19 protein-coding genes are annotated in these 24152 nt (G+C 69.8%); 11 read left to right on the forward strand and 8 right to left on the reverse strand.

Going from position 1 to position 24152, the window contains the following annotated elements:
* Positions 1-7: 7 nt before the first annotated feature.
* On the reverse strand, positions 8-946 hold the full coding sequence (locus ACFY1L_RS25465) for a PAC2 family protein (protein ID WP_388828603.1): 939 nt from the start codon (positions 944-946) through the stop codon (positions 8-10).
* Between the two features lie 171 nt (positions 947-1117).
* Positions 1118-2614, reverse strand: coding sequence for a 30S ribosomal protein S1 (rpsA, locus tag ACFY1L_RS25470; protein WP_388828605.1), 1497 nt, complete (start codon positions 2612-2614; stop codon positions 1118-1120).
* 383 nt (positions 2615-2997) lie between these two features.
* Between rpsA and ACFY1L_RS25475 the strand changes: the two genes are divergently transcribed.
* Entirely contained in the window at positions 2998-3810 is an 813-nt protein-coding gene (locus tag ACFY1L_RS25475; protein ID WP_388829840.1) for a class I SAM-dependent methyltransferase, read from the forward strand.
* Positions 3811-3814: 4 nt separating this feature from the next.
* Positions 3815-6292: an ATP-dependent helicase HrpB gene (gene hrpB / locus ACFY1L_RS25480; protein ID WP_388828608.1), complete on the forward strand. Its 2478-nt coding sequence runs from the start codon at positions 3815-3817 to the stop codon at positions 6290-6292.
* On the opposite strand, the gene ACFY1L_RS25485 is transcribed toward hrpB, so the two are convergent.
* The 3 genes from ACFY1L_RS25485 to ACFY1L_RS25495 all read right to left on the reverse strand — a co-directional run bounded on the left by ACFY1L_RS25485 (position 6282) and on the right by ACFY1L_RS25495 (position 9296).
* A complete protein-coding gene (locus ACFY1L_RS25485) occupies positions 6282-7274 on the reverse strand; it encodes a DUF3068 domain-containing protein (protein WP_388828611.1) in 993 nt (330 codons plus the stop codon). The genes hrpB and ACFY1L_RS25485 overlap by 11 nt on opposite strands.
* A 21-nt stretch (positions 7275-7295) precedes the next feature.
* Entirely contained in the window at positions 7296-7430 is a 135-nt protein-coding gene (locus ACFY1L_RS25490) for an SPW_0924 family protein (RefSeq protein WP_361256064.1), read from the reverse strand.
* Between the two features lie 159 nt (positions 7431-7589).
* The gene (locus ACFY1L_RS25495; RefSeq protein WP_388828615.1) at positions 7590-9296 is read right to left on the reverse strand and encodes a lytic transglycosylase domain-containing protein; all 1707 of its coding nucleotides are present in this window, start codon (positions 9294-9296) and stop codon (positions 7590-7592) included.
* Positions 9297-9617: 321 nt separating this feature from the next.
* Here ACFY1L_RS25495 and ACFY1L_RS25500 point away from each other — a divergent pair, with 321 nt between their 5' ends.
* On the forward strand, positions 9618-10475 hold the full coding sequence (locus ACFY1L_RS25500; protein WP_388828618.1) for a DUF4184 family protein: 858 nt from the start codon (positions 9618-9620) through the stop codon (positions 10473-10475).
* Here ACFY1L_RS25500 and ACFY1L_RS25505 read toward each other — a convergent pair.
* Both ACFY1L_RS25505 and polA read right to left on the reverse strand, forming a co-directional pair.
* On the reverse strand, positions 10441-10788 hold the full coding sequence (locus ACFY1L_RS25505) for a hypothetical protein (RefSeq protein ID WP_388828621.1): 348 nt from the start codon (positions 10786-10788) through the stop codon (positions 10441-10443). The genes ACFY1L_RS25500 and ACFY1L_RS25505 overlap by 35 nt on opposite strands.
* Positions 10789-10936: 148 nt before the next feature.
* Complete coding sequence (gene polA / locus ACFY1L_RS25510; protein ID WP_388828624.1) at positions 10937-13663, reverse strand: DNA polymerase I; 2727 nt, start codon at positions 13661-13663, stop codon at positions 10937-10939.
* Between the two features lie 135 nt (positions 13664-13798).
* Here polA and ACFY1L_RS25515 point away from each other — a divergent pair, with 135 nt between their 5' ends.
* From ACFY1L_RS25515 to ACFY1L_RS25550, 8 genes are all read left to right on the forward strand, one after another.
* Positions 13799-16078: an FdhF/YdeP family oxidoreductase gene (locus tag ACFY1L_RS25515; RefSeq protein WP_388828627.1), complete on the forward strand. Its 2280-nt coding sequence runs from the start codon at positions 13799-13801 to the stop codon at positions 16076-16078.
* A gap of 49 nt (positions 16079-16127) precedes the next feature.
* Positions 16128-16616: a PaaI family thioesterase gene (locus ACFY1L_RS25520; RefSeq protein WP_388828630.1), complete on the forward strand. Its 489-nt coding sequence runs from the start codon at positions 16128-16130 to the stop codon at positions 16614-16616.
* Between the two features lie 175 nt (positions 16617-16791).
* On the forward strand, positions 16792-17469 hold the full coding sequence (locus tag ACFY1L_RS25525) for a hypothetical protein (protein ID WP_388828633.1): 678 nt from the start codon (positions 16792-16794) through the stop codon (positions 17467-17469).
* Between the two features lie 227 nt (positions 17470-17696).
* A complete protein-coding gene (locus tag ACFY1L_RS25530) occupies positions 17697-18920 on the forward strand; it encodes a branched-chain amino acid ABC transporter substrate-binding protein (RefSeq protein ID WP_388829843.1) in 1224 nt (407 codons plus the stop codon).
* 148 nt (positions 18921-19068) lie between these two features.
* On the forward strand, positions 19069-19998 hold the full coding sequence (locus ACFY1L_RS25535) for a branched-chain amino acid ABC transporter permease (protein WP_388828636.1): 930 nt from the start codon (positions 19069-19071) through the stop codon (positions 19996-19998).
* 5 nt (positions 19999-20003) lie between these two features.
* A complete protein-coding gene (locus ACFY1L_RS25540) occupies positions 20004-21815 on the forward strand; it encodes a branched-chain amino acid ABC transporter permease (RefSeq protein WP_388828639.1) in 1812 nt (603 codons plus the stop codon).
* 5 nt (positions 21816-21820) lie between these two features.
* Entirely contained in the window at positions 21821-22666 is an 846-nt protein-coding gene (locus ACFY1L_RS25545) for an ABC transporter ATP-binding protein (RefSeq protein WP_388828642.1), read from the forward strand.
* Complete coding sequence (locus tag ACFY1L_RS25550) at positions 22663-23379, forward strand: ABC transporter ATP-binding protein (protein ID WP_388828645.1); 717 nt, start codon at positions 22663-22665, stop codon at positions 23377-23379. Before ACFY1L_RS25545 ends, ACFY1L_RS25550 begins: the two co-directional genes overlap by 4 nt.
* A gap of 84 nt (positions 23380-23463) precedes the next feature.
* Here the strand turns inward: ACFY1L_RS25550 and ACFY1L_RS25555 are convergent, their stop codons facing one another.
* Positions 23464-24120, reverse strand: coding sequence for a response regulator (locus tag ACFY1L_RS25555; protein ID WP_344403975.1), 657 nt, complete (start codon positions 24118-24120; stop codon positions 23464-23466).
* Positions 24121-24152 lie beyond the last annotated feature (32 nt).

Here is a 24152-nt window from a genome sequence, read left to right on the forward strand (position 1 = left end):
CCCAAGGTCAGTTGTCGCCTTCCCGCTCCGCCAGGAACCGCTCGAACTCGAGCCCGATCTCGTCCGCCGACGGGATGTCGACGGGCTCGGCGAGCATGTTGCCGCGGGACTCGGCGCCGGCGACGGCGTCGTACTGGTTCTCCAGTCCGGTGACGAGGGAGGTGAGCTCCTCGTCGCCCTCCTGGATCTGGCGGTCGATCTCGGTCTGTGTGCGGTGGGCCTCGGTGCGCAGGGAGTGCGCGATGCCGGGGAGCACCAGACCGGTGGCCGCCGTGATGGCCTCCAGGACGGTGAGCGCCGCGTCCGGGTAGGGGGAGCGGGCGATGTAGTGCGGGACGTGCGCGGCGACGCCGAGGACGTCGTGCCCGGCCTCCATGAGGCGGTACTCGACCAGGGACTCGGCGCTGCCGGGGACCTGGGCCTCGTCGAAGGGGCTGCGGTGGCCCGGCACCAGGTCGTTGCGGTTGCCGTGCGGGGTCAGGCCCACAGGGCGGGTGTGCGGCACGCCCATCGGGATGCCGTGGAAGTTCACGGACAGGCGCACGCCGAGCCGCTCCACGATCTGCCCCACGGCCGCGGCGAAGCGCTCCCACTCCACGTCCGGCTCGGGGCCGGACAGCAGCAGGAAGGGCGCTCCGGTGGCGTCCTGGACGAGCCGCACGTCGATGGTGGGCTCCTCGTACTCGGTCCACCGGTCGCGCTTGAACGTCAGCAGCGGGCGGCGGGCGCGGTAGTCCACGAGCCGGTCGTGGTCGAACCGGGCCACGACCTGGTGGGGCTGCGAGTCGAAGAGCCGCTCGACGATCTGGTCGCCGGTCTCGCCCGCGTCGATGTATCCGTCGAAGTGGTAGAGCATGACAAGGCCGGCCGACTCCTGGGCGAGCGCCATGTCGACGGCGGCCAGGCCCTTCGGCTCCCATGCGTACAAACCCTGCGGATCAAGCACAGTGACCGCTCCTCCTCGTGTTCGTACGTTTCAACGCCCCCTGGACCAGGGGCATTCCCGCTCGGGGCGCTGATCAGGCCTCTCTTACGGCCTTCTCATGGCGAACACGGCTGAGGGGCCGCACCTCGAAAGGTACGGCCCCTCAGTCAGGAGCTACTGCTCAGTGAGCGTTCAGCTCTGGCCACCCGCGAGCTTCTCGCGGAGCGCGGCCAGCGCCTCGTCCGAGGCCAGCGCACCGGAGGTGTCCGCGCCCTCGGAGGAGTACGAACCGCCGGACGCGGCCGGAGCCGCACCCGCGGCGTCGCCGCCCTCGGCCGCGGCAGCGGCGTCGGCCTCGCGGCTCTTGATGACCTGCTGCTGGTGCTGCTCGAAGCGCTGCTGCGCCTCGGCGTACTGGTGCTCCCACGCCTCGCGCTGGGTCTCGTAGCCCTCGAGCCAGTCGTTGGTCTCGGGGTCGAAGCCCTCGGGGTAGATGTAGTTGCCCTGGTCGTCGTACGAGGCAGCCATGCCGTACAGGGTCGGGTCGAACTCGACCGAGGCCGGGTCGGCACCGAAGGACTCGTTGGCCTGCTTCAGCGAGAGGCTGATGCGACGACGCTCGAGGTCGATGTCGATGACCTTGACGAAGATCTCGTCGTTGACCTGGACGACCTGCTCCGGGATCTCCACGTGGCGCTCGGCCAGCTCGGAGATGTGGACCAGACCCTCGATGCCCTCGTCCACGCGGACGAACGCACCGAACGGAACCAGCTTGGTGACCTTGCCGGGCACGACCTGGCCGATCTGGTGCGTGCGGGCGAACTGCTGCCACGGGTCTTCCTGGGTCGCCTTCAGCGACAGGGAGACGCGCTCGCGGTCCATGTCGACGTCGAGGACCTCGACGGTGACTTCCTGGCCGACCTCGACAACCTCGGACGGGTGGTCGATGTGCTTCCAGGACAGCTCGGAGACGTGGACCAGACCGTCGACGCCACCCAGGTCCACGAAGGCACCGAAGTTGACGATCGAGGAGACCACACCGGAGCGGACCTGACCCTTCTGCAGGGTCGTGAGGAACGTCTGGCGGACCTCGGACTGGGTCTGCTCCAGCCAGGCACGGCGGGACAGGACCACGTTGTTGCGGTTCTTGTCCAGCTCGATGATCTTGGCCTCGAGCTCCTTGCCCACGTAGGGCTGGAGGTCGCGAACGCGGCGCATCTCGACCAGGGAGGCCGGGAGGAAGCCACGGAGGCCGATGTCGAGGATGAGACCACCCTTGACGACCTCGATGACGGTACCGGTGACGATGCCGTCCTCTTCCTTGATCTTCTCGATGGTGCCCCAGGCACGCTCGTACTGGGCGCGCTTCTTCGAGAGGATCAGGCGGCCTTCCTTGTCCTCCTTCTGGAGAACAAGGGCCTCGATCTCGTCACCGACGGCGACGACCTCGTTCGGGTCGACGTCGTGCTTGATCGAGAGCTCGCGGCTCGGGATGACACCTTCGGTCTTGTAACCGATGTCGAGCAGGACCTCGTCCCGGTCGACCTTCACGATGACGCCGTCGACGATGTCGCCGTCGTTGAAGTACTTGATCGTCTCGTCGATCGCGGCGAGGAAGGCTTCCTCGTTACCGATGTCGTTGACCGCAACCTGCGGGGTGGTGGCGGTGGTCTCGGTGCTGCTCGTCATGTGGGAAAGGGCTCCGGTACGGACATTGAAGTCGTAGGTACTGCTACGCCGGGAGCCCGTATCGCTCTGAAGAAGCCGGACAGCCAAGGAAGCGCCCCACCGATAAAAACTGGTGATGGCGCCTCGACAACCGAGGGGACATACAACAGATGCGAGCGCAGCCTGCTACGTCTGAGGTGCGCAGGCCCGCAGCGCAACTTGTAGCATACGGGGGCAGCCGGACAGGGTCAATGCGCGAAGGCGCACACCCGGGGCGGATCGCCGCAATCCCGGCACAAGAACTGTCTCACGAGGCCACGCAGGCCCATGAGACCTCTTCCCTGACGCCTCCGAGAGGGCCGACTGCGTCAGCGAGGTGACGGAAGAGTACGACGAGGGAGCCGATCATCCAAGAGCCCGAAGCCTTCGAACCGGAAGCCACCCGGCGCGCGGCCGACGTCGCGGAGAGCGCCCGCGCCAACCGTGGCTGGTGGGACAGGAACGCGGACGAGTACCAGGTCGAGCACGGCACGTTCCTCGGCGACGACCGCTTCGTGTGGGGTCCCGAGGGCCTCGACGAAGTGGAGGCGGAGCTGCTGGGCCGACCGGAGGACCTGAAGGGCAGGGACGTCCTGGAGATCGGTGCGGGCGCGGCGCAGTGCGCGCGCTGGCTGGCCGCCCAGGGCGCCCGCCCGGTCGCCCTGGACATCTCGCACCGCCAGCTCCAGCACGCGCTGCGCATCGGCGGAACGTTCCCCTTGGTGTGCGCCGACGCGGGCGCGCTGCCCTTCGCGGACAGCTCGTTCGACCTGGCGTGCTCGGCGTACGGGGCGCTGCCGTTCGTCGCCGACCCGGTGCGGGTCCTCAGCGAGGTGCGGCGGGTGCTGCATCCGGGCGGCCGTTTCGTCTTCTCGGTCACGCATCCCATCCGCTGGGCCTTCCCCGACGAGCCCGGCCCGGAAGGGCTCAGCATCTCCGCCTCGTACTTCGACCGCACGCCGTACGTCGAGCAGGACGACGAGGGCCGCGCGGTCTACGTGGAGCACCACAGGACGATCGGCGACCGGGTCCGGGACATCGTCGCGTCGGGCTTCCGGCTGGTCGACCTGGTCGAGCCGGAGTGGCCGGCCTGGAACACGTCGGAGTGGGGCGGCTGGTCGCCGTTGCGCGGGAACCTGATCCCGGGGACGGCCATCTTCGTGTGCGTACGAGACTGAGCATGTGATCCGTTACGACGCCCTGGACGCGCTGCCCGTGCGCGGTGCGCTGCCGGCCCTGAACGACGCCCTGGAGGGGCACGGCACGGCCGTGCTCGTGGCGCCTGCGGGCACGGGCAAGACGACGCTGGTGCCGCTGGAGCTGGCCGGGCTGCTCGGGAACGGCCCGGCGCGTCGCGTGGTCGTCGCCGAGCCGCGCCGTATTGCCGCGCGCGCGGCCGCGAGGCGGATGGCGTGGCTGCTGGGCGAGAAGCCCGGCGAGAGCGTCGGGTACACCGTGCGCGGCGAGCGGGTCGTGGGACGGCACGCGCGCGTGGAGGTCGTGACGACCGGTGTGCTGCTGCAGCGGCTGCAGCGGGACCAGGAGCTGGCCGGCGTGGACGTGGTGGTGCTCGACGAGTGCCACGAGCGGCATCTGGACGCCGACACCACGGCGGCCTTCCTGTGGGACGTACGGGAGACCCTGCGGCCGGAGCTGCGACTGGTGGCCGCGTCGGCGACCACGGACGCGCAGGGATGGGCGCGGCTGCTGGGCGGGGCGCCGGTGGTCGAGGCGGAGGGCGTCTCGCATCCGGTGGAGGTGGTCTGGTCGCCTCCCGTACGGCCTGTACGGCCGCCGCACGGCATGCGGGTGGACCCGGCGCTGCTGACGCACGTGGCGTCGACCGTACGGCGGGCGCTGGGCGAGCGGGACGGGGACGTGCTGTGCTTCCTGCCGGGCGTGGGCGAAATCGCGCGCGTGGCGGGGCAATTGGGGGACCTGGGTGATGTCGAGGTGCTCCAGGTGCACGGGCGGGCGCCGGCTGCCGTGCAGGACGCGGTGTCGTCCCCCGGTACCTGTCGCCGGGTGGTGCTGACGACGTCGGTGGCCGAGTCGTCGCTGACGGTTCCGGGTGTGCGGGTCGTCGTCGACTCGGGGCTGGCGCGGGAGCCGCGGGTCGATCACGCGCGCGGGTTGAGCGCGCTGACGACGGTACGGGCCTCGCAGGCCGCCGGACTGCAGCGGGCGGGGCGGGCCGGGCGTGAGGCGCCGGGGGCCGTGTACCGGTGCTGGGCGGAGGCCGAGGACGTGCGTCTGCCGCGCTTCCCGTCGCCGGAGATCAAGGTGGCCGACCTGACCGCGTTCGCCCTGCAGACAGCGTGCTGGGGCGATCCGGACGCGTCCGGACTGGCGCTGCTGGATCCGCCGCCGGGCGGGGCGATGGCGGCGGCGAGGGCGGTATTGACGGCCATCGGGGCGGTGGACTCCGCCGGGCGGGCCACGGAGAGGGGCGTTCGGCTGGCCCGGCTGGGGCTGCATCCGCGGCTGGGGCGGGCGCTGCTGGACACCTCCGGCAGGGGCGCCGAGGTGGTCGCCCTGCTGTCCGAGGAGGCGCCGAGGGGCTACGGGGACGACCTGGCGGCCGCCTTGCGGACTGCCCGGCGTGGCGGGGACGCCTACGCGGGGCGGTGGCGGGCGGAGGTACGGAGGCTGCAGGCGAACAGCGAGAGCGCATCGGCGCACAGCGTGGACGACCACACCGTGGGACTCGTCGCCGCCCTCGCCTTCCCTGAACGCGTCGCCAAGGCCGACGGGGGGTCGTATCTCATGGCCTCCGGCACACGCGCGGAACTCGGCGACGGCAGCCCCTTGCGCGGTGCCCCGTGGATCGCCGTGGCCGTCGCGGATCGGCCCGTCGGCAAGGGGCACGCGCGCGTGCAGCTCGCCGCCGTGGTGGACGAGGACGTGGCCCGGTCGGCGGCGGCCTCGCTGTACTCCGAGGGCCAGGAGGTCCACTGGGCCGACGGGGACGTCGTGGCGCGGCGGGTCGAGCGGCTGGGTGCGATCGAGCTGGCGGTGCGGCCCCTGACGAACGCCGACCCCGCCCTCGTACGCAATGCGCTTGTCGAAGGGCTGCGGCAGGAAGGGCTCGGTCTTCTGCGGTGGACGCCCGACGCCACCGTGCTGCGGCAGCGGCTCTCCTTTCTCCGCCTGCACCTCGGGGAGCCGTGGCCCGATGTGTCCGACGACGCGCTGCACGCGCGCGTGGACGAGTGGCTGGAGCCCGAGTTGGGCCGGGCCCGGCGGCGCGCGGACCTTGCGCGGATCGACGCCGGGCAGGGGCTCGGGCGGCTGCTGCCCTGGGCCTCCGGCGAGGCCGCGCGGCTCGACGAGTTGGCGCCGGAGCGGATCGTCGTACCGAGTGGGTCCAGGATCCGGATCGACTACGGCAATCCCGAACAGCCCGTTCTCGCCGTGAAGTTGCAGGAGATGTTCGGGCTGCACGAGTCGCCCGCCGTCGCGGGGGTGCCGTTGCTGGTGCATCTGCTCTCCCCCGCCGGGCGGCCGGCCGCCGTCACCGCCGACCTCGCCTCCTTCTGGAAGGACGGCTACAAGGGCGTGCGGGCGGAGTTGCGCGGCCGGTATCCGAAGCATCCGTGGCCCGAGGACCCCGCGAGCGCCGAGCCGACGCGGTACACCAACGCGCGGCTCAGGCGCTGACCGGTTCCGGCGTCGAGGACTTGGCCGGCTCCGGGTCGGCCGGGCGGCGGCTGCGGGCCTCCAGCCACAGCGACAGGGCCAGCAGCAGGGCGCCGAGGACCAGGAATCCCCAGGGCAGGTACGACGTCATCAGCAGGACCAGGGTGCGGTTGGACTTGACCAGGTCGACCGTGTGCTCGATGTAGTCCTCGCGCATCTTCACGTGGCCGGCGAAGGCCGTGACCTTGTCGCGGTCGCCGAGCAGGGTGCCGCCGCGGAGTTCCTCCTTGTGGATCTCCTCGCCGTAGACGGGGGCGCCGGTGACCGGCTCGACCCAGAACTTGCGGACCGTGCTGTACCAACGGGTGGTGCCGGTCTTGGCGACCGACTCGGGGGTGATGCCCTTCACCGGCATGGTCTTGGGGAACGCGACCTTGGTCCAGGGGATGGTCTGCTCGAAGTAGTAGACCTTCAGGCCGCGGAAGTTCTGGGTGCCCTTGTAGTGGATGGGGTTGGTGGTGCGGGTCTGCGCGTCGAAGTACTCGTAGTCCCGCTTCTGCGTGAGGAAGGGCCACTTGAACTCGATGCCGGTCCGCTTGACCGGGTCGCCGTCGACCATCTCGCCGGTGGCGTGGACCGGGGCCTGGCTGTGGGCGTCGAAGATGTAGCGCTCGGGGATCTTGGAGACCATCTTGCCGTCGGGGCCCTGGACATAGGAGAGGCCGTCCCAGACGACGACGTCCCGGCCCGCCGTCTCCTCTATCTGCTTCGCGGCCTCCACGTTGCCCTTGAGTGTCTGCACGATGGTCACCTTGGAGACCTTGCGCGCCTTCATCGTGCCATAGTCGAGGAGGGTCGCGCCCTTCGCCTCCAGGACCATGTCCTGGTACTGGTTCGCGGGGATCTTGGCGAGGCGCGGAAAGGCGTACCAGCGCAGCAGCGGGGACAGTGCCGCGAAGAACACGGCGAAGGCGAGCAGGACCAGACTGGCCTTGCGGCGCATCTCGGCCTCCCGGGCGGGCGGTTACGGGTGTGCGGGCACCGTCGTCAGCAGCGGCTTCGGGGACGTCTTGCCGGTCGGCGACCCCATCGCGGTGATCGTGAAAACCAACGCGAACGCGAGGGCGAGACCGGTCGCGGCGGCGATCAGGGCGCGCATGACTGCCTCCCGACGGACGTGGAGCCGACTGGAACTGATACCTCGTCAGGTCCGGCACCGTAGCAACGGGTGGGCGAGATGAGAACACGTTGCACACACAACGACGGCGGCGCCCTCTGCTCGAGAGGACGCCGCCGTCGTACGGGGAACTGACGGAGACTACGCGCTGGGACTTGCCGACGGGCTCGGGCTGGCCGAGGAGTCGGGCGTGTTCACGGTCAGCGGGACGTTGATGGCCGCGCCGCCCGCGGTGGTGATGCGGAGCATGAAGGTGCCGGTGTTGTCGTCGGAGTACAGCTTCGGCAGCGTCAGCAGGCCCTTCGCGTCCGTCTTCAGGCCGGTCAGGGTGCGGACCGTCTTGCCGTCGGCGTCCTTGAAGTACGGGCCCTTGTCGTTCTCGGTGGGGTCGAGCACCGACTTGATCAGGGTGGCGGTGACCGCGACCTTGTCGGCGACGGCGCCCTTGTAGGTGGCCTTCACCTCGACCTGGTCGGCGAACGTGCCGTCCGGGGTGCAGGTCATCGTGGTGTCGCTGGTGCGGACGACGGTGTCGGCGACGCGCTCGGTGACCGTGGCCGTGTAGTCGAGGCCGGTGACCGCGCGGCCCACGACGGTGGCGCGGACGGTGAAGTCGCCGGTCTTCTCGCCCGCTTGCAGGGTGGGCGCGACCGCCACGCCGGAGCTGTTGGTGACGACCGTGGCGACGCTCTCGCCGCCGGTGAAGGTGGTGTCGGTGTCGCCGACGACGGTGAAGCGGACCCTGACCTTGCCGACGGCCTTGCCGGCCTTGGTCTCGGCCTTGGTGCTGATCTTCTTGGTGAACGCGTCGCCGGCCATCGCGGTGAGCTTGGCGGTGCCCGCGTCCTCCAGGTGGTCCACCGTGTCGGTGGGCGTGGGGGACGGACTGCCCGGCGTCGACGGGGTGCTGGGCGTGTCCGACGGCGGCGAACTGGGGCCCGGGGAGCCGGGGGTCGTCGGCGTCTTCGAGGGCGTCGTCGGCGACGGCTTGGGGTTGGCCTTCTCGTCGTCGTCGCTGCGGTTGGAAGGCACGGAGCCGGAGCCGTCCGGGATCTCGTGGGTGCCCTTGCGGTAGTACTCCAGCCACGACAGGACGAGGTTCAGGTAGTCCTGCGAGTTGTTGTAGCTGAGGATCGCGCTGTTGAGGTCGGACTGGTTCGACAGGTCCCAGCCGTTGCGGCACAGGTAGTGGCCGGCGGCGAGGGCGGCGTCGTAGACGTTGTTGGGGTCCTTGACCCCGTCGCCGTTGCCGTCGCGGCCCGCCCACGCCCAGGTGGACGGGATGAACTGCATGGGGCCGACGGCCTGGTCGTAGCTGCTGTTGCCGTCGTACTTGCCGCCGTCGGTGTCCTTGATGAGCGCGAAGCCGTTGCCGTCGAGCTGCGGGCCGAGGATCGGGGAGACGGTGGTGCCGTCCGCGGTGACCCGGCCGCCGCGGGCCTGGCCCGACTCGACCTTGCCGATGGCGGCGAGCAGCTGCCAGGGCAGGTTGCAGCCGGGCTTGGAGGAGCGCAGCTCGGCCTCGGCCTTCTTGTAGGCGTCGAGGACGGTGGCGGGGATGCCGGACTCGGCCTCGCCCTGCGCGACGGGGGTGCCGGTGCCCGTACTCGGCGAGGGGTTGGGGCTGTTGAGCGGCGGCAGGTCCGTGTAGTACGGCGAGTTGCCGGTCGCGGCGCCCGCGTCGGCGGTGGCATCGGGTGAGGACGTGGCGTCCGAGGCGGTCTGTCTGCCGTGGTCGTCGACCGTGACCCCAGGAGCCTGGGACGCGGACAGAGCTGCGACCGCAAGGGCCGCCACGGCGGTGGTTGCCGCTCCCTTGGCCAGCCTGCTGCCGAATTGCGCCGCCATAGAGTGAACCCCTCCCGTGGACGCCCGAGCGCCCGTCTCTGTCTGCCTGCTCGCCTTGTTGTGACGATCGGCCCACGGTGCTGGTTGCCCCCGCGGGGACGCTTTTCGTGTTCTGTTCGCCTGTTCGTCAGTTCGACCGTGCGCCCGGGCACGGCAACTCAGGCGACCCTACGGCAACTTGCTTTCCTGAGGCACCCGTCCGTGCCCGGTTTTCACCGGTTGGCCATGTGCGGTTGGCGCAACAGCCGGGCCCGCATACTGGACCGTAAAACCGATCACCCGGGCCGGCGGTCCGGGCAACGCCCGGCGTGAGGAGCCCCGTTGCCGTTCACCCTGAGCCATGCGGCGGCCGTGCTGCCCGCCGTGCGACCCGACGGAGGCGGCCGAGGTCGGCTGATTCCCGCCGTACTGGTGGCGGGTTCCTTCGCGCCCGACATGACCTATTACGCGGCGAGTGCGGTGTCCGGTGCGATGGAGTTCGGGGACGTCACGCACTCCTTCCCCGGCGTCTTCACGGTCGACGTGCTGGTGGCCTGGGCGTTGGTGGGGCTGTGGCTGCTGGTGCGCGAGCCGGTGGTGGCGCTGCTGCCGCGGTCCTGGCAGGCGCGACCGGCGGCCCTGGTGCGGGGCGGGGCGCCACGCGCGCGCGTACGGCCGTCGCTGGTGGCCCGCTGGTACGTGTCCGCGGCGCTGGGCGCGCTGACGCATGTGGTGTGGGACGCGTTCACGCATCTCGACCGCTGGGGGATGCGGCTGTTTCCCGTACTGGGCCGGGAGGTCGCGGGCTCTCCTTTGTACTGGTACCTGCAGTACGGGGGTTCGGTGGTGGCGGCGGTCGTGATCGCCGTCTGGCTGTGGCGGGCGCTGCGGCACGTGCCGCCGGGCTCCGCCTCGCAGGCGGTCCCCGTGCTGTCGGTGCGGGACCGGTGGTGGGCCGTTGTCGTGGTCGGCGGGTGCGCGGGCGTCGCGGCCGTGGAGCGGGCGACGCACTGGTGGGCCTACTGGGGGTCGACGGCGAAGCCCTGGGAGCTGATCCCGACGGTGTGCTTCGGCGCGGGCGCCGGGCTGGTGCTGGGGCTGCTGCTGTACGCGGTCGGGGTGCGGGTGTGGCGCCCGGTGCCGTCCGCCGGGCCGCCGGAGCGGGTCAGCGCGGGGCGGGGCCGTCCGGCCGGTCGGTGAGAGTGCCGGCGGTCACGACGAACACGGTGACGGTGCGGGCGGGGCGGCTGCGGCGGACGCGGACGAGAAGCCCGGCGAGGTAGCTGCGGCCCAGCCCGGCCCACAGCCGCCAGACGGGCGGCTCACCTGCGCCGGCGAGTCGGCGCCGGAGGTCGGCCGCGGTGCGGCGCAGGACCGTGGTGAGGTCGGTGGGGATGCGGGCGGTGCTTGCGGATGCTGCGAAGACCGGCACCTTTGCGGGTGGCACGGCGGGCGCCACTTCGGCACTCGCCTGCGCTCTCGCCGGTCGGCGGTTGAGCATGCGTATACCCATGCCCGCATCCTTACGGGAGAAGGGGGCGGGGGGCGCTTTTGCGGGGGCCACGTGAGTGACGGTGCCCGGCGGGGCCTGGATCGACGGTTGGGCGGAGGGCTCGTTCTCACCGCCCGGCGAGAACGAGCCTCCGCCCGACCGCTGCAAGCTAGTGCGCCGCCGATTCCCAGTCCGGGCCCGCGCCCACCGAGACGCCCAGGGGAACGTTCAAGTGGACCGCGTCGGACATTTCACGGCGGACGATCTCCTCCGTGGCCGCGCGCTCGCCGGGGGCGATCTCCAGGACGATTTCGTCGTGGACCTGGAGGAGCATCCGGGACTTGAGGGCGGCCTCGGTGAGGGCCTTGTCCACCTTGAGCATGGCGATCTTGACGATGTCCGCCGCGGTGCCCTGGATGGGGGCGTTGAGGGCCATGCGCTCGGCCGCCTCGCGGCGCTGGCGGTTGTCGCTGTTGAGGTCGGGCAGATAGCGGCGGCGGCCGAACAGCGTCGCCGTGTAGCCCGTCGCCCGCGCCTCGTCGACCGCCCGGCGCAGATAGTCCCGTACGCCTCCGAAGCGCTCGAAGTACGCGTCCATCAGGGCCCGCGCCTCGCCCGCCTCGATGTTCAGCTGCTGGGACAGGCCGAATGCCGACAGACCGTACGCCAGGCCGTACGACATCGCCTTGATCTTGCGGCGCATCTCCGCGTCCACCGCGGCGGGCTCCACGGCGAACACCTGGGAGGCCGCGGTGGTGTGCAGGTCCTCGCCGGAGGTGAACGCCTCGATGAGGCCCTCGTCCTCGGAGAGATGGGCCATCACGCGCAGTTCGATCTGGCTGTAGTCGGCGGTCATGAGGGATTCGAAGCCCTCGCCGACGACGAAGCCGCGGCGGATGGCCCGGCCCTCGTCCGTACGGACCGGGATGTTCTGCAGGTTCGGGTCGGTGGAGGACAGCCGGCCCGTCGCGGCGACCGTCTGGTTGAAGGTGGTGTGGATGCGGCCGTCGGTCGCGATCGTCTTGATCAGGCCCTCGACCGTCACACGCAGCTTCGCCTGCTCGCGGTGGCGGAGCATGATCACCGGCAGTTCGTTGTCCGTCTGCGTCGCCAGCCAGGCCAGGGCGTCGGCGTCCGTGGTGTAGCCGGTCTTGGTCTTCTTCGTCTTGGGCAGGCCCAGCTCGCCGAAGAGGACCTCCTGGAGCTGCTTGGGCGAGCCCAGGTTGAACTCGTGCCCCGCCGCCGCGTGCGCCTCCTTCACCGCCTGCTGCACGGCGCCCGCGAACATCTGCTCCATCGCCTCCAGGTGGGCCCGGTCGGCCGCGATGCCGTGCCGCTCCATGCGGGCGAGCAGGGCGGAGGTGGGCAGCTCCATGTCGCCGAGCAGGTCCGCGGCGCCGACCTCCTGGAGGCGGCCGGTGAAGGCCTCGCCCAGGTCGAGGACGGCGCGGGCCTGGATCATCAGGGCCTCGGCCTCGGCGCCGTCGTCCGTACCGAAGGCCAGCTGGCCGTCGGCGGCCGCGGCGGGGGCGAGCTCACGGCCCAGGTACTCCAGGGAGAGCGCATCCAGGTCGAAGGAGCGGCGGCCCGGCTTGACCAGGTAGGCGGCCAGGGCGGTGTCCATGGAGACGCCGGCGACGCTCCAGCCGTGCTCGGCCAAGACGCGCATGGCGCCCTTGGCGTTGTGCAGGACCTTGGGCTTCGCCGCATCGGCGAGCCAGCCCGCGAACGCCGTCTCGTCGGCCTCGTCGAGCTGGGAGGGGTCGAACCAGGCGGCCGCTCCCCCGGCCGCGGCGAGCGCGACCTCGGCGACCGAGCCGGTGCCGAGCGCCCAGGTGTCGACCGTGGCGACACCGAGGGTTTCGGTGCCGTGCTCGGCGAGCCAAGGCGCGAGCTCGCCGGTGCCCAGCACCGCGCCGTCCAGCTCCACACCGTCCGCGACGACCGGGGTCTCCTCGGCCTCCGCCGCGCCCGGGTCGACGGCCAGCAGCCGCTCGCGCAGCGAGGGGTTCCTGATCTCCAGGGTGTCGAGGACCATCGCGAGGCCCTTGCGGTCGTACGGAGCGCGCTCGAGGTCGGCGACCGTCTTGGGCAGCTCGACCGTGCGCACCATCTCGGTCAGGCGGCGGTTGAGCTTGACGGCCTCCAGGTGGTCGCGCAGGTTCTGCCCGGCCTTGCCCTTGACCTCCTCGACACGCTCGACGAGCTCCGCGAACGAACCGAACTGGTTGATCCACTTCGCGGCCGTCTTCTCACCCACGCCCGGGATGCCCGGCAGGTTGTCGGACGGGTCGCCGCGCAGGGCCGCGAAGTCGGGGTACTGCGCGGGCGTCAACCCGTACTTCTCGAAGACCTTCTCCGGTGTGAACCGGGTCAGCTCGGAGACGCCCTTCGTCGGGTACAGCACCGTCGTGTTCTCGGTGACCAGCTGGAAGGAGTCGCGGTCGCCGGTGACGATCAGCACCTCGAAGCCCTCGGCCTCGGCCTGTGTGGCGAGCGTGGCGATGACGTCGTCCGCCTCGAAGCCGTCGACCGCGAACCGCGAGACGGCCATCGTGTCGAGGAGCTCGCCGATCAGCTCGACCTGGCCCTTGAACTCGTCCGGGGTCTTGGAGCGGTTCGCCTTGTACTCCGTGAACTCCTCGGAGCGCCAGGTCTTGCGGGAGACGTCGAAGGCCACCGCGAAGTGCGTGGGCTCCTCGTCGCGCAGGGTGTTGGCCAGCATCGACGCGAAGCCGTAGATCGCGTTCGTCGGCTGGCCCGTCGCCGTCGTGAAGTTCTCCGCGGGCAGCGCGAAGAACGCGCGATAGGCCAGCGAGTGCCCGTCCATGAGCATGAGGCGGGGCCGCTTGCCGCCGGAGGTCGTCTCGGTCTTCTTCGATGCTGTCTCTGCCACGTCCCCGATCCTGCCATGAGCCACTGACAGTCGGACCTCTCACGCCCTGGCACCCTCGCTGTCACCGGCGCGTGCGAGGATCGAAGACATAGCTCGCACGTGTAGGTGAAGCGTGTATGTGAAGGAGAGTGCGCGATGGCGACGAAGCCGCCCAAGGGCGATCCGGTTCAGGACGCGCCGCAGGTCGCCGAGCCGCAGCACGCGGCGGCGGGACTGCCGGCCATCGGGCACACCCTGCGCATCGCCCAGCAGCAGATGGGCGTGAAGCGCACCATGCTGACGCTGCTGAGCGTGAACCAGAAGGACGGCTTCGACTGCCCGGGCTGCGCCTGGCCGGAGCCGGACCACCGGCACAAGGCGGAGTTCTGCGAGAACGGCGCGAAGGCGGTGGCCGAGGAGGCCACCCTGCGCCGGGTCACCCCGGAGTTCTTCGCCGCGCACTCCGTCGCCGACCTCGCGACCAGGAGCGGCTACTGGCTGGGCCAGCAGGGGCGCCTCACGCACCCCATGCATCTCCCCGAAGGGGGCACCCACTACGAGCCGGTGACCTGGGAGCGCGCCTTCGACATCGTCGCCGAGGAGATCGCCGCCCTCGGCTCCCCCGACGAGGCCCTCTTCTACACCTCGGGGCGCACCAGCAACGAAGCGGCCTTCCTCTACCAGCTGTTCGCGCGGCAGCTCGGCACGAACAACCTGCCCGACTGCTCCAACATGTGCCACGAGTCGTCCGGTTCCGCACTGAACGAGACGATCGGCATCGGCAAGGGCAGCGTCCTGCTCGAGGACCTCTACAAGGCCGACCTGATCATCGTCGCCGGCCAGAACCCGGGCACCAACCACCCGCGCATGCTCTCCGCCCTGGAGAAGGCGAAGGCGGGCGGCGCCAAGGTCATCAGCGTCAACCCGCTGCCCGAGGCCGGCCTGGAGCGCTTCAAGAACCCGCAGACCCCGCAGGGCATGCTCAAGGGCACCGCGCTCAACGACCTGTTCCTGCAGATCCGCATCGGCGGCGACCAGGCCCTCTTCCGCCTCCTCAACAAGCTGATCCTCGAGACCGAGGGCGCCGTCGACGAGGAGTTCGTCCGCGAACACACCCACGGCTACGAGGAGTTCGCCGAGGCCGCCCGCGCCGCCGACTGGGACGAGACGCTCACCGCGACCGGACTGTCCCAAAAGGAGATCGAGGAAGCACTGCGCATGGTGCTCGCCTCGAAGCGCACCATCGTGTGCTGGGCGATGGGCCTGACCCAGCACAAGCACTCCGTGCCGACCATCCGCGAGGTGGTCAACTTCCTTCTGCTGCGCGGCAACATCGGCCGCCCGGGCGCCGGCGTGTGCCCGGTGCGCGGCCACTCGAACGTGCAGGGCGACCGCACCATGGGCATCTTCGAACGCCCCGCGCCCGCCTTCCTGGACGCCCTGGAGAAGGAGTTCGGCTTCGCGCCGCCGCGCGAGCACGGCTACGACGTCGTCCAGGCCATCCGCGCCCTGCGCGACGGCAAGGCGAAGGTCTTCTTCGCCATGGGCGGCAACTTCGTCTCCGCCTCCCCCGACACGGAGGTCACCGAGGCAGCCATGCGGCGTGCCCGGCTGACCGTGCATGTGTCGACCAAGCTGAACCGCTCGCACGCCGTCACGGGCGCGCGTGCCCTGATCCTGCCCACCCTCGGCCGCACCGAGCGCGATCTCCAGGGCAGCGGCGAGCAGTTCGTGACCGTCGAGGACTCCATGGGCATGGTGCACGCCTCCCGCGGCCGCCTGGAGCCCGCCAGCACCCACCTGCTGTCCGAACCGGCCATCGTCTGCCGCCTGGCACGCCGCGTGCTCGGCGCGGAGAACACCGTGCCGTGGGAGGAGTTCGAGAAGGACTACGCCACCGTCCGCGACCGCATCGCCCGCGTCGTCCCCGGCTTCGAGGACTTCAACACGCGCGTGGCCCACCCCGGCGGCTTCGCCCTCCCGCACGCCCCGCGCGACGAGCGCCGCTTCCCGACGGCCACCGGCAAGGCCAACTTCACCGCCGCGCCCGTCGAGTACCCGCAGCTGCCCGAGGGCCGCCTGCTGCTGCAGACGCTGCGCTCGCACGACCAGTACAACACCACGATCTACGGCCTCGACGACCGCTACCGGGGCATCCGGAACGGCCGCCGGGTCGTCATGGTCAACCCCGAGGACGCGCGGCGGCTCGGGGTCGCCGACGGGTCGTACGTCGACCTGGTCGGCGAGTGGAAGGACGGCGTCGAGCGGCGTGCGCCCGGCTTCCGCGTCGTGCACTACCCGACGGCGCGGGGCTGCGCGGCCGCCTACTACCCGGAGACCAACGTCCTGGTCCCCCTGGACGCCACCGCCGACACCAGCAACACCCCGGCCAGCAAGTCCGTCGTCGTACGTCTGGAACAATCGGCCACCGACTGAGCGTTTGCTCAGTCAGGCTGTGCTGATCAAGACGAACGGAGCCGGGCCCATGGGCGAGCACCAGCATGTGAAGTTCCCGCAGGAGGTCATCGACGAGTACGCCGCACTCGGCGTCGACCTCCCGGCCCTGTTCTCCGCGGGGCACCTCGGGACGCGCATGGGCGTGGAGATAGTCGAGGCCTCCGCGGACCGCGTCGTCGGCACCATGCCGGTGGAGGGCAACACCCAGCCCTACGGCCTGCTGCACGGCGGCGCCTCCGCCGTCCTCGCCGAGACCCTCGGCTCCGTCGGCTCCATGCTGCACGGCGGCAGCTCGAAGATCGCCGTCGGCGTCGACCTGAACTGCACCCACCACCGCGGCGTGCGCTCCGGCCTGGTCACCGGCGTGGCCACCCCCGTCCACCGCGGGCGCTCGACGGCGACGTACGAGATAGTGATCAGCGACGAGCAGGGCCGACGCGTGTGCAGCGCACGGCTGACCTGCCTGCTCAGGGACGTCAGGCCCGGCGACGGAGCACACCTGAGCACCACCGGCTGACCGCAGCTGTGCAGCCGCCCGAGCGGGCTCTGGTGCGTGCAGCCGCAAGGAGTGCGCGCCAGGGCCCGCGACGCCGGGCTGATCCGAAAGACAGGGCCCTGAGCCACGGGCTCACCACCGGCATCTTTCCCGGTCCGGCCCCCGCCGCCTACCGTTTCCCCATGAGGCTGCGGTCATGAGCGGCATCGGCCCCGTCGAACCCGTCGACTCGGCCGAGGCGAACGAGAGTTACGACGTCATCGGCACCGACGCGCCGCGCCCCACCGACCGGCTCGCCCACCGCTGGCGCACCCTGTCGCCCAGGGCCCGCAGGACCACCCTCGCGGCGGGCGTGATCGCCGCAAGCACCCTGGGAATCCTGCTCGTCCCACCCGCCGGCAGCCCCGACAACGCCGTGCCGCCCGACCCGATGCCCTGGCCCGCCAACGTCACCGGCTGGCGCTACGTCGGACTCGCAGAATCCCTCAACTCCCATACCACCAGGGGCTTTTTCCGCTTCGCCGTCACCGTCGACAGCGGACCGCCCGTCACCCTCACCGTCACCAGTGCCGCCTTCGCCGGACTCACCGCGCACGCCACACCGCAGCGCTACTTCACCGTCCACGCGGGGATAACCCGCCGGGTCACCGTCGAGATTTCCGTATCCGACTGTTCCGGCCTGCCGCTGAAAGCGGACCTCCCCTTTCTCGACGTAACGCTGCGTAACACGCGCGCAATACAGCACCACAGTTTCATCTTCGACGGCACCTACGCCCGCGACCTTTCCCAGCTCCTTCACGCCGCCTGCGACGGCCCGACCGCGCGACCGGGCCCACTGCCAACCGGAAGTGCGGGTTCTCAGAATGCGGACTGAACGGAAATTCCGCCAAAACGGCTGAGAGCCCCCATCGCCCGAGGCCTTCCTCCACCACGTCATAACAAGAAAGTCACAAGCCAGCTCACGGCGATGCCCCTGCCTACAGACCGGGCTTAGAGTCACGGCCAGTCACCGCTCCATCGGGAGTTCGGTACACGTGGCACCAACCACCCCCACCGGGGACGACGTGCCTGCGGAAAGGACTGATTGTGCGACAGCGTTCCTTGGTGATACTTACCTCCGTTCTAGCGACCGGAGCTCTGACACTCACCGCTTGCGGCTCCCGGGACGACGACGGCGGCAAGAGCGGCGACAGCGGCTCCAGCACCACCTTCACCATTGGTGTCGACGCCCCGCTGTCCGGTGAGAACTCCACCACCGGTCTCGGCATCCAGTACGGCGTCCAGGTCGCCGTCGACGACGCCAACAAGAACAACTGGGTCCCCGGCGTCAAGTTCAAGGTCGAGGCCCTCGACGACAAGGCGCAGCCGGCCACCGGCCAGCAGAACGCCACCAAGCTCGTCGGCGACAAGAACGTCGTCGGCACCGTCGGCCCCCTGAACTCCGGCGTCGCCCAGTCGATGCAGCAGGTGTTCGCCTCCGCCAACATGGTCGAGATCTCCCCCTCGAACACCAACCCCGAGCTGACCCAGGGCAAGAACTGGCAGACGGACAAGAAGCGGCCGTACAAGACGTACTTCCGCACCGCCACCACCGACGAGCTGCAGGGCAGCTTCGCCGCCGACTACGCGTACAACGGCCTCAAGAAGAAGAAGGCCTTCGTCGTCGACGACAAGCAGACCTACGGCGCCGGCCTCGCCAAGATCTTCGGCGAGAAGTTCAAGGGCCTCGGCGGCAAGGTCGTCCAGACCGACCACGTCAACACCGGCGACAAGGACTTCGGTTCCCTCGTCACCAAGATCAAGAGCTCCGGCGCCGACCTGGTCTACTACGGCGGCCAGTACGACGAGTCCTCGCTGATCACCAAGCAGCTCAAGGACGCCGGCGTCAAGGTCCCGCTGTTCGGCGGTGACGGCATGTACGCCACCACCTACATCGACGTCGCCGGCAAGGCCGCCGAGGGCGACCTCGTCACCTCCGTCGGTGTCCCGGTCGACACCCTGCCGGCCGCCAAGGCGTTCATCGAGACCTACAAGGCCAAGGGCTACAAGGGCGACTACGGCGCCTACGGCGGTTACTCCTACGACGCCGCCACCGCCATCATCAAGGCCGTGAAGGCCGCCAAGGACGCCAACGGCGGCAAGCTGCCCAGCGACATCAACGACCTGCGCTCCAAGGTCGTCACCGAGGTCGGCAAGTCCGACTTCGAGGGCATCACCGGCAAGGTCTCCTTCGACCAGTACGGCGACACCGGCAACAAGCAGCTCACCGTTTACCAGGTCGAAAACGGCAAGTGGAAGGCTGTGAAGACGGGCACCGCCAGCTGACCCCTCAGCCCCAGCAAGACCGCACCACGGGCCGCGCGGAAGGAGGATCCCGACCGCGCGGCCCGTTTCCACACCCCGACCTTGCACACGACCAGTGCACACACCCACGACTCTGTGTGCACACAACCAGCGACATGGAGGCCATGCGGTGCACACTCTGCCGCAGCAGCTGGCCAACGGGCTGCTTCTAGGCTCGATGTACGGGCTGATCGCCATCGGCTACACGATGGTGTACGGCATCGTCCAGCTCATCAACTTCGCGCACGGCGAGATCTTCATGACCGGGGCCTTCGGCGCCCTCACGGTCTACTTCTACATCCTGCCCGACGGCACCCCCATGGCCGCCGCCATCCCCCTGATGCTGCTCGGCGGCGCAATCGTCGCCGTCCTCATCGCGGTCGGAGCGGAACGGTTCGCCTACCGGCCCCTGCGCGGAGCACCACGCCTGGCACCGCTCATCACCGCCATCGGCCTCTCCCTGGCCCTCCAGGAAGCCGTCCGCAACTTCTACCCCGGCGCGGACAAGGCCCGCTCCTTCCCCGGCCTCGACACCACCCACGACATCGGCTCCGTCACCATCAAGGACGCCGACATCTTCCTCATCCTCGCCGCGATCATCTGCATGTCCGCCCTCGCCTGGTTCGTCCGCAAGAGCCGCACCGGCCGCGCCATGCAGGCCACCGCCCAAGACCCCGACACCGCGCAGCTCATGGGCATCGACACCAACCGCATCATCGTCATCGCCTTCGCCATCGGCGGCTTCTTCGCCGCCGTCGCCGCGCTCTCCTTCGGCCTCAAGTACGGCAGCATCGACTACCGCATGGGCTTCCTGATGGGCCTCAAGGCCTTCACCGCGGCCGTCCTCGGCGGCATCGGCAACATCTACGGCGCGATGCTCGGCGGCGTCGTCCTCGGCATCGCCGAGACCCTCGCCTCCGCCTACATCAACAACATCCCCGGCATGCAGCAACTCGGCGGCCAGAGCTGGGCCAACGTCTGGGCCTTCGTACTCCTCATCCTCGTGCTCCTGTTCAGGCCACAGGGCCTGCTCGGCGAGCGCGTCGCGGACAGGGCGTGAGAAACATGACCGAGACGACCAAGACCCCCGCCACCCCGCCCGCGGACGCCGTCCCGACGCCCGCCCTGCGCGGCCTCATACCGCTGCCCCTCGCAACCGCCCGCGCCCTGCTGCTCATCGGCGGCATAGCCACCGCGGTCTCCACGTTCCTCGCCTGGACCTGGACGGCCGAGTTCCCCGGCGACCTCACCGTCACCGGCTACCCCGGCGGCCTGCAGTGGCTGACCTTCATCGCCGGCGCCCTCACCGCCCTGTTCGCCCTCGCCTCCTACGAAGTCCGCGGCCTGCGCTGGCTCCTGCCCGCCCGCAACAACGCGCCCCTCGTACTCACGGCCGTCGGCGGCCTCGCCGTCACCTGGTTCACCGCCATCGAGATCGCCGCCAAACTCGGCGGCCTCGCCAACTGGGAACCCGGCATGTGGGTGGCCGTCATCGCCTCCCTCATCCCCGTCCTCGGCGCCCTCGCCCTCCCCGAACAGGCAGGCGAGACCACCAAGGAAACCCTCAAGGCCTACATCGCCAAGCCCGACCGCATCCCCCCGGCCCAGCCGGCCTCCCCGTGGGTCCAGCGCGCCGCGATCACCGTGGCCAGCATCATCGGCCTCGCGGTCTTCACCTACGGCATCGACACCGAGTACGGCGAGCTGTTCATCGGCTTCCTCATCGTCGTCGTCTTCGCCGTCTGGGCCCTGCACACCGCCGGTCTCCTCGACCGGTTCTCCCAACTGGTCGCCGCCAACCGCAGCTTCACGCTCGCCATGGGCTTCCTCGCGGCCATCGCCTTCCCCTTCACCCAGACCGACGACCACTACGCCAACATCGGCGTCAACATCCTCATCTTCGGCACCGTCGCCCTGGGCCTGAACATCGTCGTCGGCCTCGCCGGCCTCCTCGACCTCGGATACGTCGCCTTCCTCGGCGTCGGCGCCTACACCGCCGCCCTGGTCTCCGGCTCCGAGTTCTCCAAGTTCTCCGGCGTCCAGTTCCCCTTCTGGGCCGCCGCCCTCAGCGGCGCCGCAGCCTCGCTGATCTTCGGCGTCCTCATCGGCGCCCCCACCCTGCGACTGCGCGGCGACTACCTCGCCATCGTCACCCTCGGCTTCGGAGAGATCTTCCGCATCGCCGTCAACAACATGGACGGCGACTCCGGCCCCGACCTCACCAACGGCCCCAACGGCATCCCCTCCATCCCCGACCTGAACCTCCTCGGCTTCAACTTCGGGCAACCGCACGACATCGGCGGATTCACCCTCGGCCGCTTCGCCAACTACTACCTGCTGATGGTCCTGATCATGGCCCTCGTGGTCCTGGTCTACACCCGCGCCGCAGACTCCCGCATCGGCCGCTCCTGGATCGCCATCCGCGAAGACGAGACCGCCGCCACCGCCATGGGCATCAACGGCTTCCGCGTCAAGCTCATCGCCTTCGCCCTCGGCGCCTCCCTCGCAGGCCTCGCCGGCACGGTCAGCGCCCACGTGACCTACAGCGTGGTCCCCAACCCCTACCAGTTCGCCGGCTCCACCCCGCCCAACTCGGCCTTCCTCCTGGCCGCCGTCGTCCTCGGCGGCATGGGCACGGTCGCAGGCCCCATCCTCGGCGCAGCACTGCTCTACCTCCTCCCGGAGAAGCTCGACTTCCTCCAGGACAAGTCGCTGCTCGCCTTCGGCATCGCGCTCATCCTCCTGATGCGCTTCCGCCCCGAGGGCATCATCGCCAACCGCCGCCGCCAACTCGAATTCCACGAGACCGGCCAACTCGACGTACCAGACACCGAGACGCTGACCGACGAACCGGCCGTCACCAAGGCAGGGGCGTAAGAACCATGACGACACCTGTACTCGAAGCCCGCGACGTCACCATGCGCTTCGGCGGCCTCACCGCCGTACGGTCGGTCGACTTCACCGTCAACACCGGCGAGATCGTCGGCCTCATCGGCCCCAACGGCGCCGGCAAGACCACCTTCTTCAACTGCCTGACCGGCCTGTACATCCCCACCGAGGGCACCGTCTCCTACAAGGGCACGGTCCTGCCCCCCAAACCGCACCTGGTCACGCAGGCAGGCATCGCCCGCACGTTCCAGAACATCCGCCTCTTCGCCAACATGACGGTCCTCGAGAACGTCCTCGTCGGCCGCCACACCCGCACCAAGGAAGGCCTCTGGTCGGCCCTCCTGCGCGGCCCCGGCTTCAAGAAGGCGGAGAAGGCCAGCGAAGAACGCGCCATGGAACTCCTGGAGTTCATAGGCCTCGCCCACAAGCGCGACCACCTGGCACGCAACCTGCCGTACGGCGAGCAGCGCAAGCTCGAGATCGCGCGCGCCCTGGCGTCCGAACCGGGCCTGCTCCTGCTGGACGAGCCGACCGCCGGCATGAACCCCCAAGAGACGCGCGCCACCGAAGAGCTGGTCTTCGCCATCCGCGACAAGGGCATCGCCGTCCTCGTCATCGAGCACGACATGCGCTTCATCTTCAACCTCTGCGACCGCGTCGCCGTCCTCGTCCAGGGCGAAAAACTCGTAGAAGGCACCTCAGAGGTCGTCCAGGCCGACGAACGCGTCATCGCCGCCTACCTCGGCGAACCCTTCGAGGGCGACCCCGGAGAGGCCGAGGCGGCCGAGGTCGCCGCCGCTGAGAGCGCGCCCAGCACCACCAAGGGAGAAGCCCAGTGACCGCACTTCTCGAGGTCGAAGACCTCCGGGTCGCCTACGGCAAGATCGAAGCCGTCAAAGGCATCTCCTTCAAGGTCGAAGCCGGCCAGGTCGTCACCCTCATCGGCACCAACGGCGCCGGCAAGACCACGACCCTGCGCACCCTCTCCGGCCTGCTCAAGCCCAGCTCCGGCAAGATCACATTCGACGGCAAGCCGCTCAGCGGCGTCCCCGCCCACAAGATCGTCGCCATGGGCCTCGCCCACTCCCCCGAAGGCCGGCACATCTTCCCCCGCCTGACCATCGAGGAGAACCTCCACCTCGGCGCCTTCCTCCGCAAGGACAAGGAAGGCATCGAGAAGGACATCCAGCGCGCCTACGACCTCTTCCCGATCCTCGGCGAACGACGCAGGCAGGCCGCGGGCACCCTCTCCGGCGGCGAACAGCAGATGCTGGCCATGGGGCGCGCCCTCATGTCCCAGCCGAAGCTCCTCATGCTCGACGAACCCTCCATGGGCCTCTCGCCGATCATGATGCAGAAGATCATGTCCACGATCGTCGAGCTGAAGTCCCAGGGCACGACGATCCTGCTGGTCGAGCAGAACGCCCAGGCCGCCCTGTCCCTGGCCGACCACGGCCACGTCATGGAGGTCGGCAACGTCGTCCTGTCCGGCACCGGCCAGGACCTCCTGCACGACGAATCGGTACGGAAGGCATACCTCGGCGAGGACTGAGGTTCCGCTTTTCTCCGTGGTACGACCGAGGCCCGCGCCCCTGATCCAGGGACGCGGGCCTCGGTCTTGCTCCGGCGCTTCGGGTCAGCCCTTGGCCGCCTTCTTCTCGTCGGCGTCCTGAATAACCGCCTCCGCGACCTGCTGCATCGACATCCGACGGTCCATGGAAGTCTTCTGGATCCACCGGAACGCGGCCGGCTCCGTCAGCCCGTACTCGGTCTGCAGGATCGACTTCGCCCGGTCGACCAGCTTGCGCGTCTCCAGCCGGAGCGTGAGGTCGGCGACCTCCTTCTCCAGCTCCTTCAGCTCGGTGAACCGGGATACGGCCATCTCGATCGCCGGAACGACGTCACTCTTGCTGAACGGCTTCACCAGGTACGCCATGGCACCGGCGTCCCGGGCACGCTCGACGAGGTCGCGCTGCGAGAAGGCGGTGAGCATGAGAACGGGGGCGATGCGCTCCTCGGCGATCTTCTCGGCGGCGGAGATACCGTCCAGCTTGGGCATCTTCACGTCGAGGATGACGAGGTCCGGCTGGTGCTCACGGGCGAGCTCGATGGCCTGCTCACCGTCACCGGCCTCGCCGACGACGCTGTAGCCCTCTTCCTCGAGCATCTCTTTGAGGTCGAGCCGGATCAGGGCCTCGTCCTCGGCGATGACGACACGGGTCGTCAGCGGAGGCACGTGCGACTTGTCGTCGTCGGGCGCGTCTACGGGCTGGGGCGACTCGGGGGCGGTCACGGGGGCTCCTCGTTCAGGGCAGGGTGCTGCTG

It is taken from the genome of Streptomyces sp. NPDC001663 (genome assembly GCF_042893105.1).
In the GTDB taxonomy this organism is placed as follows: Bacteria; Actinomycetota; Actinomycetes; order Streptomycetales; family Streptomycetaceae; genus Streptomyces.